Source organism: Micromonospora sp. CA-248260, from assembly GCF_050942205.1.
GTDB lineage: Bacteria > Actinomycetota > Actinomycetes > Mycobacteriales > Micromonosporaceae > Micromonospora > Micromonospora antibiotica.
In genome coordinates this window covers 2,784,786-2,796,545 of the sequence record NZ_CP192021.1, presented here as the reverse complement: position 1 = coordinate 2,796,545, position 11,760 = coordinate 2,784,786, and the positions used below count along the sequence as shown (strand labels likewise).

The 11,760-nt window shown below is 75.0% G+C and carries 10 protein-coding genes and 1 pseudogene; 9 read left to right on the top strand and 2 right to left on the bottom strand.

Annotation, left to right across the window (positions count from 1 at the left end; all coding sequences use genetic code 11):
• Positions 1-99 precede the first annotated feature (99 nt).
• The gene (locus tag ACQP2H_RS12310) at positions 100-837 is read left to right on the top strand and encodes an isocitrate lyase/PEP mutase family protein (protein WP_363823643.1); all 738 of its coding nucleotides are present in this window, start codon (positions 100-102) and stop codon (positions 835-837) included.
• A 224-nt stretch (positions 838-1,061) separates the two neighbouring features.
• Here the strand turns inward: ACQP2H_RS12310 and ACQP2H_RS12305 are convergent, their stop codons facing one another.
• Entirely contained in the window at positions 1,062-1,502 is a 441-nt protein-coding gene (locus ACQP2H_RS12305; RefSeq protein ID WP_219460570.1) for a hypothetical protein, read from the bottom strand.
• 186 nt (positions 1,503-1,688) lie between these two features.
• On the opposite strand from ACQP2H_RS12305, the pseudogene ACQP2H_RS12300 reads away from it, so the two are divergent.
• The 6 genes and pseudogenes from ACQP2H_RS12300 to ACQP2H_RS12275 all read left to right on the top strand — a co-directional run.
• A pseudogene (locus tag ACQP2H_RS12300) lies at positions 1,689-1,847 on the top strand (RNase III inhibitor); the annotation flags it as partial.
• Positions 1,848-1,984: 137 nt separating this feature from the next.
• On the top strand, positions 1,985-2,554 hold the full coding sequence (locus ACQP2H_RS12295; protein ID WP_219460563.1) for an RNA polymerase sigma factor: 570 nt from the start codon (positions 1,985-1,987) through the stop codon (positions 2,552-2,554).
• Complete coding sequence (locus tag ACQP2H_RS12290; protein ID WP_219460561.1) at positions 2,551-3,354, top strand: hypothetical protein; 804 nt, start codon at positions 2,551-2,553, stop codon at positions 3,352-3,354. Before ACQP2H_RS12295 ends, ACQP2H_RS12290 begins: the two co-directional genes overlap by 4 nt.
• A gap of 81 nt (positions 3,355-3,435) precedes the next feature.
• Positions 3,436-4,236, top strand: a complete 801-nt coding sequence (locus ACQP2H_RS12285) for an ABC transporter ATP-binding protein (protein WP_219460559.1) — start codon at positions 3,436-3,438, stop codon at positions 4,234-4,236.
• Complete coding sequence (locus ACQP2H_RS12280) at positions 4,233-5,627, top strand: hypothetical protein (RefSeq protein ID WP_255597538.1); 1,395 nt, start codon at positions 4,233-4,235, stop codon at positions 5,625-5,627. The genes ACQP2H_RS12285 and ACQP2H_RS12280 overlap by 4 nt, the downstream gene beginning before the upstream one ends.
• On the top strand, positions 5,624-6,214 hold the full coding sequence (locus ACQP2H_RS12275) for a hypothetical protein (RefSeq protein WP_219460558.1): 591 nt from the start codon (positions 5,624-5,626) through the stop codon (positions 6,212-6,214). The genes ACQP2H_RS12280 and ACQP2H_RS12275 overlap by 4 nt, the downstream gene beginning before the upstream one ends.
• A 181-nt stretch (positions 6,215-6,395) precedes the next feature.
• On the opposite strand, the gene ACQP2H_RS12270 is transcribed toward ACQP2H_RS12275, so the two are convergent.
• On the bottom strand, positions 6,396-7,187 hold the full coding sequence (locus ACQP2H_RS12270; protein ID WP_219460555.1) for an SDR family NAD(P)-dependent oxidoreductase: 792 nt from the start codon (positions 7,185-7,187) through the stop codon (positions 6,396-6,398).
• A gap of 135 nt (positions 7,188-7,322) precedes the next feature.
• On the opposite strand from ACQP2H_RS12270, the gene ACQP2H_RS12265 reads away from it, so the two are divergent.
• Both ACQP2H_RS12265 and ACQP2H_RS12260 read left to right on the top strand, forming a co-directional pair.
• Positions 7,323-8,192: a hypothetical protein gene (locus ACQP2H_RS12265; RefSeq protein WP_219460552.1), complete on the top strand. Its 870-nt coding sequence runs from the start codon at positions 7,323-7,325 to the stop codon at positions 8,190-8,192.
• Positions 8,193-8,410: 218 nt separating this feature from the next.
• A complete protein-coding gene (locus ACQP2H_RS12260; protein WP_433232810.1) occupies positions 8,411-11,725 on the top strand; it encodes a BTAD domain-containing putative transcriptional regulator in 3,315 nt (1,104 codons plus the stop codon).
• Positions 11,726-11,760 lie beyond the last annotated feature (35 nt).

The window sequence follows — 11,760 nt, the reverse complement described above, 5'->3', positions numbered from 1 at the left end:
TGCGGGTCGTAGGGTTCACCCCATGCCGACCAGCTGTCCTGACGCCGTCCTGAACGACTCTCCGTCCGGCCCACCGGCCACCACGGCGGCGGCGCGGGCGTGAGGGACTTCGCCGCACTCCACCGCACCGGCGATCCGTTGGTCCTGCCGAACGTGTGGGATGTCGCCTCGGCCCGCGCCCTGGTCGACGCCGGGTTCCCGGCGCTCGGTACGACCAGCCTCGGCGTCGCGGCCGCCAACGGCCTGCCCGACGGGGTCAACGCCGCCGACGCCGACACCCTGCGCCTCACCCGGAGCCTGGCGACCCTCCCGGTCACCGTCACCGTCGACATCGAGACCGGCTCGGTCGACGCCGCGGTCGCGGTGGCGCAGGCGGGAGCCGTCGGGGTGAACATGGAGGACGCCATGGGTCCGGCCGACACGCACGCCACGCTGATCCGCTCGGTGAAGCGGGAGGTCCCCCACCTGTTCGTCAACGCCCGGACCGACACCCACTGGCAACGCCCCGGCGACCTGACGGAGGCCCTGCGTCGGGTCCGGCGGTACGCGGACGCCGGCGCCGACGCCGTGTTCGTTCCCGGTCTGGCGGAGCCCGCCGACATCGCCGCCGTCGTGGCGGCGGTCGACGTCCCGGTGAACGTCCTCTTCCTGCCCGGACGGCACACCGTCGCCGCCCTGACCGAGCTCGGCGTACGACGGATCAGCACCGGTTCCCTGCTCTTCCGCGCCGCCCTCGCCGCCACGGTGGAGACGGCCCTGGCCGTCCGCGACGGCCATCCGGTACGCGGGGACCTTCCCTCCTACGCGCAGGTCAACGCCGGGCCCGGAGCCTTCTGACGCCGACGGACGGCGCACCCACCGGGGCCGCCGCCCCGCCCGGCCGACCGTTGCCACCGTCGTTCGGCCACCTGCCAACGGCCATCGCGGCGCCGGCCAGCCGGGTCGCCGGCCAGCCGGGTCGCCGGCCAGCCGGGTCGCCGGCCAGCCGGGTCGCCGGCCAGCCGGGTCGCCGGCCAGCCGGGTCGCCGGCCAGCCGGGTCGCCGGCCAGCCGGGTCGCCGGTCAGCGGCGGTGGGCGGCCAGGGCGACGAGGTACTGTCCGCCGCCCGCCTCGACGCTGGCGGTCACCGGCAGCCCGGGCACCAACCGGGAGAACCGGTCCACCAGCCAGTCGGCCGCTTCCTGGGCGTCCCGGCGGCTGGGGCAGCGGGCCACCAGTTCCCGGCCGCCCTTGCGTTCGAGCCGCTCGGCGACGGCGACCAGCGGTGCGGGCTCCACCACGCGCAGCCGGTCCGGCCAGGCGACGACCACCTTGACCGCGCCCTTGCGGGTGTTGCAGGCACGGTGCGCGAGCCGCTCGACGACCTTGGCCTTCCGGTCGGCGGTGCGGCTGTCGACGCTGGGCCCCCGGGGGTCGTTCACCGACCTGTCGGCGTCGACCGGCTCGTCGCACACCCAGCACCGCCAACCGTCGCGCTGGGCGACGTCATCGAGCAGACTCATCCGAGCAAACTAGCGTGGGTCGGCCCCCGCCGGCCGGCAGCCCCGGGCACGGCCGCCCACGGGGTCGCCGGACGGTGCCGGCGGGGACCGGCGACCCGGCGGGGCTTCGCCCTGATGTGTCAGGATTGTGCGATGGCAGTGATCGAGGTCGTCAAGGGTGACATCACGCGGGAGAACGTGGACGCCATCGCCACCGGCGTGTACGGCTACCCGCCCGACCGGGCCGCCCGCGTCGCCGTCGCGACCGTCCGGGCCACCCCGACGAACCTCGAACGGATCCGGCTCGTCGCGTTCGACGACGACACCCACGCCCACCTGCGGGACGCGCTGGCGGCGGCCGGATGACCCGCCCGGCCGGGACCGGCGACCCTGCCCTCCCCACCCCGGGTGGCCGGACCACACCGCACGGTCGCGATCTTGGATGTGACGACGATCACGCGGAAGCCGGACCCATTCCCGGTGGACCCGTCGTCTGACCGGGTGTGAGAACAGACCTGGACGCGGCCGACGAGGGTGAACTCGTACGACGCGTCGCCCGCGGAGACAGGCGGGCGTTCGACGAGCTCTACCGGCGTACCGCGCCGTGGCTGGAGGTGCGCCTGCGCCGTCGCTGCGCCGACCCCGACGTCGTCGCCGAGGTGCTCCAGGACACCTACCTGGCGGTCTGGCGGGCGGCGGGCAGCTTCGCCGGTCCCCGGGGCAGGGACAGCGCCGGGGCGCAGGGCAGCGCCGTGGGCTGGCTGTGGACCATCGCCGCCCACCGCCTGGTCGACGCGTTCCGCCACCGGGCGCGCAAGGGCCGACTGCCGCAGGTGGAGCTGATGCCGAGCACGGCCCCGGCCGCCGAGGACGAGGTGATGGCCGCGCGGATCGGCCAGGAGTTGGAACAGGCCCTGCTCGTCCTGCCACCCGAGGTCCGGGCCGCGCTGCGGGCCACCGTCCTCGACGGGCTCTCCTCGCGGGAGGCGTCGGTGCTGCTGGGCGTACCGGAGAACACCGTCAAATCCCGTGTCCGCCGAGCCCGCATCGCCCTCCGGGAGGCGCTGTCATGACCACCCACCCCAGCCTGTCCCAGATCGAACGCTACGCCGCCGGGGATCCGGAACTCGACGAACCCGGCGTCTGGGCGATCGAGGTGCACCTGGAGGACTGCGCCGACTGCCGCGCCCGGTTGGCCGGCAGCACCACCGGGGCGAGCCGGGCCGTGATCGACCAGGTCGCGCTGGTGCTGGACCGCGAGATCGCGACGGCGGCGGTGCCCGTCGGCCGCAGCCGGCCCTGGTCGGTGCTGCGACACCGCTGGTTCGTCGGCACGCTGCTGCCGTGGCTGGCGATGACCGGCACGGTGCTCGCGTGTGCGGCCGTACTCGGTGCGCTGTGGGTCGGCACCCCCTCGCTGGTGCTGCTCATCGCACCACTGGCACCGCTGCCCGGGGTGGCCGTCGCCTGGCACCGGCGGGCCGACCCGGCCTGGGAGCTGATCGCCGCCACGCCCGCCAGCGGTCTGACGATGCTGCTGCGGCGTACGGCTGCGGTGTTGGCGTTCGTCATTCCCGTGCTCGCGGTGGTCGGTGCCGGCACCGGGATGTCGCTTGCCCTGATGTTGCTGCCCTGCCTGGCGTTCACCGCCGCCACGCTCCTGTTGGGCACCCTCGTCGGGGTACGCCACGCTGCGATCGGACTGGTCACGGTCTGGACGCTCGCGGTGGTCGCCCCCAGCCTCGTCGCCGCCCGGCTGCCGGTGCTGCTGTCGGCGCAGAGCGCCCCCAGTTGGGCCCTGGCCACGGTCGTCCTGACCATCATGGCCCTCCTGCGGGCCAACGGATTCCGGCGGCTCTCCCACCACGGGTAACCCCCACCCGCCACCCGCCACCCGGCCCTCCGGGCCGTATCCCACGCCGCCCCCAGGCGATCACTGAAGGAGATGACGACGATGCGTGCCGTGAGCGCGGTCGAGACGACCGCCACCACCTATCCCTGGACGATCCACGCGGAGGCCCTACAGGTCCGGGCCGGTCGGCACCTGGCCGTCAACGGCCTCGACCTGGCCCTGGGCACCGGCGTGCACGGGCTGCTCGGCCCCAACGGCGCGGGCAAGACCACGCTGATGCGGGCCCTGGCGACCGTCGTGGCCCCGGCCGGTGGCCGGTTGACGCTGCTCGGGCACCCGGTCAACGGCCGCGCCGAGCTGCGACCGGTGCGCCGCGACCTGGGTTACCTGCCCCAGCATTTCGGTTACTACCCCCGGTTCACGGTGCGCGAGTTCGTCGGCTACCTGGCCTGGCTCAAGGAGATGCCCAGGTCCGCCATCCCGGCGGCGGTGCAGCGGGCCATCGACCGGGTCGGGCTCACCGCCAGGGCCGACGCCCGGCTCAAGACGCTCTCCGGCGGCATGCTGCGTCGGGCCGGCATCGCCCAGGCCATCGTCAACGACCCGCGGCTGCTGCTGCTCGACGAGCCGACCGTCGGCCTCGACCCGGAACAGCGACTCGACTTCCGTGAGCTGCTGCGCGACCTCGGCACCGACAGTTGCGTGCTGGTCTCCACCCACCTGGTCGAGGACGTGGCGGCGGCCTGCACCGACGTCGTGCTGGTGAACGAGGGCCGCCTGGTGTGGCGGGGCACGCCCGAGGTGCTCGCCGCGCAGGGCGACGCGGGCCACGCCGGCGACAGCCCGGCGGAGCGGGGCTACTCCGCGCTGCTGCGTCAGCACCGCGCGGAGGCCGCCCGATGAGCGGGCGGACCGTCCACGCCGCACCGCAGCCCGAAGGAAAGCGGGGGGCCCGGATGAGCATCATGGGCATCGAACTGCGCCGCTCCGCCGCGGTCGGCGCTGCGCTGGTCACGGTGGTGGTCGGGGTCGGCGCGCTGTACGTGGCGACCGGCCGCTGGTCGAGTGGCTGGATGGCCCTGGCCCTGGCCATCCGGGAGTACCTGCTCCTGTTGTGGCCGCTGGCCCTCGCAGCCGGCGCCTGGCAGGGTCGCCGGGAGCACCGGGCGAAGGTCGGCGAACTGTTCGCCACCACCGCCCGGTCCCGCGCCGGGCGGATGCTGCCGGTGCTCGGCACGATGGCCCTCACCCTCGTGACCGCCTATCTCCTGGTGACCGTGGCGGGCATCGCCTGGATCGTCACCACCGCGTCGTACCTGCCCCTGCTGCACTTCGTCGTCGTCACCACGGTCGGTGCGCTGTCCCTGGTCGCTGCGGGGTGGCTCGGACTGGGGATCGGGCGGTTGCTGCCCGCCCTGGTGACCGCACCGGCGCTGGCGGTGGGCGGGGTGCTGCTGGTCTTCTTCGTCACCGTCGGTACGCCGGATCGGGTGGCCGCGGCGATCTCCCCGGCCCACGGCTCGGGCCCGTTCCACGACTACCAGACGATCGACAACCGGGTCAGCGGCGCGCTGGCGATCTCGATGATCACGCTCGCCGCCACCGGCCTGTTGTTGTACGTCGCCGACGGCTGGCGGGTCCGGGCGATGGCGGTGCTGCCGGTGCTGCTCGGGTTCGTGGTGGCCACGACGGTCCTCCCCCACGACCGGGACACGCTCAACTGGCCGGTCGACCCGGTCGCGCAGGAGCTGGTGTGCACCGACGACACCCCGACGGTGTGCGTCAGCCGGGTCCACGCCAAGGTGCTCGACACGGTGACCCCGCTGGCCCGGGAGGGCCTCACGGCGCTGGCGAAAATGCCTGATGCGGCGGCCGTCGTGCACGAGGACACCCGCACGATCACGTTCGACCAGGTCACACCGGTCACCAAGCCGGGTGTCGTCACGATCGAGATCCGAATCGACAAGCGGGGCCGGCTCGCCCACCCGGCCGCCGTGGTCCCCGAGATCGTCGGGCACCTGGGCGTCCCGTACGACGGCAAGTGCCAAGAGGGCGACGAGGTGGTCGAACGGGCGGCGGCCTACTGGCTCCTGGGCCGTGAGCCGCGGTCGTCCGTGGGGGTGGTTCCCGGCATGATCGAGGAGGACCCCGGGATCAACCCCGAGGCGGTCACCCTGTGGCGGGGCCTGCGTGACCTGCCCGAAGCGGAGGCGCTGGCCCGGGTCACTACGGTCCGCGACGCCCTGCGGGCCTGCCAGGATCCCACCGGGATGCTGTCGCGGAGTGCCCGGTGACCTGGACGCTGCTCTACCTACGGTCGCGACACGTGCCGCTGGCGCTGGCCGCCGCAGTCGGCGGGGTGGCGGTGCTCTGGGCGCTGTACCTGGCCTTCGCCAAGGAGCGGGACGTCACCCCGATGATGGTCGTCCTGACCGTCCTGCTGATGGTCACGGCGCTCGCGCCCACCCTCGCCGGCCCGGACGAGAACCTGGAGCGGACCGCGTCGGTGCGCTGGGCCTGGCGGCGCGCGGTGCACCTGCTCGCCGGCCTGCTGATCATCCTGGTGGTCCTGCTCGCCACGCGGCACACCGGAGCCCGGTTCGGGCCGGTCGCGCTGGTGGTCCGCGACGCCACCGGGCTGCTCGGTCTGATGGCGCTGTGCGCCACGGTGGTCGGCGCCGCCCGGTCCTGGTTCCTGCCACTGGGCTGGACCACCATCGCCGCCCTCTACCCACAGCCGGGCACCTGGGGAGCGGTCGCGACGTGGCAGGGCCAACCGCCCGACAGCCGGGCCGCCACGGTGGTGGCGGCGGTGCTCGCCATCGGTGGGCTGGTCACCTATGCGGTCGCCGGCCCGGCCCGCCGGGACCCGGCCGAGTAGTCCGCCGCCGACCGGCACGCCACCCGCACCGTGGGGTGGCGTGCCGGTCGACGGTCGCGCAGGCGGCGCTCCGGCTCGACCAGGCGCGCTGAGCCGCCGACGCACCGGCAACCGACCGGCGTGACGACCGTCGCCGGGCGCTGCCCACCGCCGTGGGCCTCGGCGCACCGGCCGACCGGCGTCAGGCCCCTCCCGCCCGGCCCGGTCCGGGCAACTCGACGCCGGTGAGCTGCGCGCACCGCAGGAGCAGTTCGTCCCCCAGCGGGTCGATCCGCGAGCGCTCCGGTCGCCAGTCCCGCGCGCTGACGTACCGTCCACTGGCCAGGGCCCCGGGGTCGACGTCCACGGCGAGGCGCACCAGTTCCCGCGCGGCGTCGTCCGGGCTCGTCGGTGCGGCGTCGCCGCCCATCCTGGTACGCACCCAGCCGGGATCGACCGCGTTGCTCAGCACACCGGGCCACCGGCGGGCCACCGCGAAGGCGAGCGCCAGGTCCAGCAGCTTCGTCCGGGAGTACGCCTCGACGCCGTGCCAGGGGCGGGTGTCGTACCGCAGGTCGGTCAGGTCGGCCAGCCCGTCGGCGGCCATCGCCGACGACACGAACACCAGCCGCCCGGGCGGCGGTGACAGCGCCGTCAGCAGGTACGGCGCGAGCACGTTGACCTGGAACGTCGACTCCAGTCCGTCCCGGGTCAACTCCCGCGTCGGCGCGTCGAGCCGGGCGATTCCCGCGTTGTGCACGACGGCGTCGAAGCGGCCGAACGCGGCCAACGACCGGGCGAGCGCCGTGGTCTCCTCGATGGAGCGTAGGTCGCCGACCACGATCCCGGCCGCGGCCGGAACCGCCGCCTTGGCCACCACCGCCCGTTCCTCGTTGCGGGCGTGCAGGACGACCCGGTGCCCACGGGCGACGAGTTGCGCCGCGGTGCGCTGGCCGATGCCGTCCACCGAGCCGGTGACGAGAATGCTGCCCATGGTGTTCCTCTCTGCGTGCCGCCGCGCGCCCCGGCGCGACGACCGAGGAAAGCTCCTGACACTTGGCGGCGGCTGAGCGCGGCCACCGACCGCCGCGCCAAGTCCGGCACAAGTGGTGCCTGCGTTGCTGTGGGCATGAAGAGACTCCTCGCCATCGGCCTGGCGCTCACCCTCAGCGCCGGTCTGACCGTGGTCGCGAACGGGACCGCGCTCGCCCGCCCCTACTGCGACGTGCCCGACCCGCCGCCGGCCTGTGACGACAGCCCGGCCGAGCCGACACCGCCACCGGTGGGCAGCGACAAGTATCCGATGGGCTGGCTGGAGTCGTGGGAGTACGTCGGCGGGGCGGTCCGGGTCAGCGGGTGGGCCAGTGATCCCAACGGCGGCCCGGTGCAGGTGACGGTGCAGACCGACGTACCACCTGCGGTGACCCGCCCGGCGAACCTGTGGCACGTCGAGCGGGGCGCGTTCGTCGGCTTCTCCTTCACGGTGCCGAGTTCGGCGCTGGCCGGGGTGCACGGATTCTGTGTCACCGCGAACAACGTGCCCGACGGCAGCCAACCGGTGCCCGAGGTCGCCCCGCTGTCCTGCCCGCAGTACCGCGTCACCCCGGCAGCGCCCAGCGCGTTGACGCTGTCCGCCGGGTACCAGGAGGGCAAGCGGACGCTGGACGTCACCTTCACCGACAACTCGGTGCGGGAGGACAACTACCGGATCGACCTGAGCTGGCTTCAGACCACCCCGGACGACACCCCCACCGATCCGGGGCTGCCGACCACCCCGCCGGGTGGACCCGCGCTGCCGACCCCGATACCCACCTGGGGTGCGCCGATCCCCACCACCGAGGTCGGCGTCGCCCGGGCGGTCATCTACGGCACCCCGGACACCGGACGACGTACCTGGCACTTCACCCACATGCCCCAGGCGTTCGTCCACGTCGTGGTGGTCTCGAACGAGGCCGGTCTGACCTCCCCCGCGCTCAGCGGGGGCATCTCCACCCGCTGACCTGCACCGCGCCGCGACGGGGTTGGCGTATCCCCTGATGTGTGGCGGCGGCCCGGCGGTGCCGAGCCGCCGCCGACGTCCCGTTCGGACACCGGACCTACGGGACGCCCGGCCACGGACCAGCGGGACACCCGGCCACGGACCGGGGCCCGACCGGAGCGGCCACGGGCGTCGGACGCGGGATCCCCCGGCCCCGCGTGCCCGGCTAGGGTCACCGGGTGACGACGATCGGCGTGTTCGGCCCGGTGCGGGCCAGCCGTGGCGGCGTCACGATCAACCTCGGCGCTCCCCGGCAACGCGCGGTGCTGGCCCGACTGACCGCCGGTGGCGGCCACCCGGTCTCGGTCGACCGGCTGATCGAGGATCTCTGGTCGGGGGACCCGCCCCCACGCGCCCAGGCCGCCCTCCAGGTGTACGTGTCGAACCTGCGCCGGGCGCTGGAGCCGGACCGTCCGTCGCGCACCCCCGCCCGGACCCTGCTCACCGCCGCCCCGGGGTACGCCCTGCGACTGCCGACCCCGGACGTGGACGCCTGGCGGTTCGAGGCGGCACTGCGGGCCACCACGCCCGAGCCGGGGCAGCGACCCGCAGTGGCGATCGCCGGGCTGGACGAGGCCCTGGCCTGCTGGCACGGCGGCAGCCCGTACGCCGAGTTCGTCGGGGAGCCGTGGGCGGACCGGGAGCACGACCGGCTGACCCAGCTGAGGCTGTCCGCCGTCGAGCAGCGGGCGGAACTCCTGCTCGTCCTGCACCGGCCGGGCGAGGTCGTCCGTGACCTCGACCCGCACGTGCGCGACCACCCCCTGCGGGAGCGGGCCGCCGTGCTGCTCGCGGTCGCGCTGTACCGCCTCGGCCGGCAGGCCGACGCGCTCGACGTGCTCCGTACCGTGCGGGCCACGCTGGCCACGCAGTTGGGCATCGACCCCGGCCGTGAGTTGCGGAGCCTGGAGACGGACCTGCTGCGCCAGAGCCCACGCCTGGACAGCGCCGCTCCCGCGCCGCCCGGGGCGACCGTCAGGCTCCTGCCCGCCCCCATCGTCGGGGCACCCGAGACGCGCCCGGTGGGCCGGGCGGCGGAACTCGCCCGGCTCCGGGCCGCCGCCGCCCGGGCCGCCGTGACCGGCCTGGGCATCTGCTGGATCGGCGCCGAGGCGGGGGCGGGGAAGTCGACGTTGGCACGACAACTCGCCGACATCCTCACCGCTGACGGCTGGCAGCCGGTCGTCGGGCACTGCCCGCAGGTGGAGGGCGCACCGCCGGCGTGGGCCTGGCGCGACGTGGTCACCGCCGCCGGACGGCTCCTCCCCCTCGACGAGGCGGAGGCATCGGGCCTGCGCCTGCTGCTCGACCCCGAACCCACCGGCCGGGCCCGTGGCGAGTACGACGAGTTCCACCTGCGCGGGGCGCTGGCCGCCTACCTGGCCCGACTGACCGCGCAGGCCCCCGTGCTCCTCACGGTCGAGGATGTGCACCGCGCCGACGGGGAGACCCTGCGCATCCTTCGGCACCTCGTCGCCGCCCTCACCGCCGCGCCAATGCTCATCGTGGCGACGTACCGGCCGGACGAGGTCACCGACGACCTGGTGGGGGCACGGGCGGCGCTGGCCGCGGTGCCGGCGGTCGATCTCGCGCTGCACGGCCTGGACGGGGAAGCCGTCGCCGAGCTGCTGCGCCGGCACGGGGTGGACAGCACCGATCCCGAGCTTACGCACACGGTCGGACAACGGTCGGCGGGCAATCCCCTGTTCACCATCGAGCTGGCCAAACTGGTCGCGGCCGAAGGACCAGCAGCGGCGCTCGACGGCGTGCCCGCCGGCCTCGGCCACGTGCTGGCCCGCCGACTGGCGCGACTGCCTGCCGACGCGCGGACGGTGCTGCGACACGCTGCGGTGTTCGGTGCCGAAGCCGACGTCGACACCCTGCTCGCACTCGACGGCGGCCCGGAGGAGCCGGTCCTCGACGGCCTGGAGGCCGGAGTGACCGCGGGGCTGCTCGTCGAACCCGCGCCGGGTCGGGTGCGGTTCGCCCACGCCCTGATGCGCGACGCGCTCTACCACAGCGTGCCGCTGCTGCGCCGCACCCGGATCCACGCCCGCATCCTCACCGTGCTGCGGGAACAGGGCAGCGACGACGCGGCGGCGCTGGGGCGGCATGCGCTCGCGGCCCTCACCCGGTCCACCGCCGTCGACGCCATCGGTCATCTCGCCACCGCCGCCCGTCGCGCCGGCGACCTCGGCGCACCGAGGGAGGCCGCCGCGCTCTGGGCCGGTGCGCTGCGCGCCGTCGGCCTGGCCCCGGCCACCGACGCCCGGACCCGGCTCGACCTGCACCGCGAGCTGGCCGCTGCCAGCGCGCTCGCCGGGGACGTGGTCGGCGCCCGCGCCGCCCGCGCCGAGGCGGTACGACTGGCCACCGGCGTCGGCGACCCGGCAGCCGTCCATGCCGCGCTGACCTGCATCGACGCCCCGGTCACCTGGACCATCCGGCCCGACCGCCTGGTCGACGCGCCGCTGGTCGGCCTGCTGGAGCAGGAGTTGACCCGGGTCGGTCGGGACCGTCCGGTGCTGCGCTCGCGCCTGTTGAGCACCCTCGCGTTCGAGATCGAGGGCGCCGACCTGGGCCGTGCCGACGAGGTCACCCGGGAGTCCCTCGCGTTGGCCCGCCGGCAGGACGACCCGGCGGTGCTCTGCCGCGCGCTCAATGCGCGCTACTTCGTCACCGTCGCCCCCGTGTACCGCGCCGAACTGCCCGGGGTCGGCCGGGAACTGCTGGCGACGGCCGAAGCGGCAGGGCTGACCGCGTACCGCTGCCAGGCCCACCACATCCTCTACCAGGCGGCGCTCGCCGACACCGACTTCGACCGGGCCCACCACCACGTCGACCGGGCGGTCGAGGAGGCCACCACCGGGCAGCTCGGCCTGATCCTCGCCGTCATGGGCTGGTTCACCGGCCTGCGCGCCCTGTTCCGGGGCGACCTCGACGAGGCGACACGCCGGTACGCGGAGATCAGTGACCGGATGGGCCGCGTCGGTGGCCCGAACGCGGCGGCGATGGGACTGATGGGCCGGTTCACCGTGCTGACCGCCGTCGGGCGTGGGCACGAGGTGATCGAGGAGCTCCGGCAGGTGCACGCGCGGGTGCCGGACGACGCCCACGACGTGCTGGCCCACGCCCTGCTGTCGGCCGGTGACCACGACGCGGCCCGGGCGGTGTGGCGGCCGGACGCGCCGATCCGCCCGGACTACCTGTGGCTGTACTGGATGACGGTGCGTGGCCAGGTCGCGGCCCGCCTCGGCGACGCGCCCGCCGCCCGGCGCTGCTACCGGGAGTTGACGCCGTGGGCGGGGCGCTTCGCCGGGCTGGAGTGCGGCTCGATCTCACTCGGACCGGTGGACCAGACCCTCGCCGAACTGGCCGCCGTGCTCGGTGACCCGGCCGCCGCCGCGCACCGGGCCGCCGGGCTCGACCTGGCCCGGGCCGTCGGCGCGGTGCCGTGGTGCGACGAGTCGGCGTACGTGCCGGTGCCGGCCTGAGCGGTCCACCAGGCCCGCTCCTCCTCGACCGGCCG

Excerpts from the sequence above, each read along its gene's own strand:
- ACQP2H_RS12285 (WP_219460559.1), top strand. The coding sequence starts at position 3,436 with ATGCGTGCCGTGAGCGCGGTCGAGACGACCGCCACCACCTATCCCTGG.
- ACQP2H_RS12270 (WP_219460555.1), bottom strand. The coding sequence starts at position 7,187 with ATGGGCAGCATTCTCGTCACCGGCTCGGTGGACGGCATCGGCCAGCGC.
- ACQP2H_RS12280 (WP_255597538.1), top strand. The coding sequence starts at position 4,233 with ATGAGCGGGCGGACCGTCCACGCCGCACCGCAGCCCGAAGGAAAGCGG.
- ACQP2H_RS12265 (WP_219460552.1), top strand. The coding sequence starts at position 7,323 with ATGAAGAGACTCCTCGCCATCGGCCTGGCGCTCACCCTCAGCGCCGGT.
- ACQP2H_RS12290 (WP_219460561.1), top strand. The coding sequence starts at position 2,551 with ATGACCACCCACCCCAGCCTGTCCCAGATCGAACGCTACGCCGCCGGG.
- ACQP2H_RS12305 (WP_219460570.1), bottom strand. The coding sequence starts at position 1,502 with ATGAGTCTGCTCGATGACGTCGCCCAGCGCGACGGTTGGCGGTGCTGG.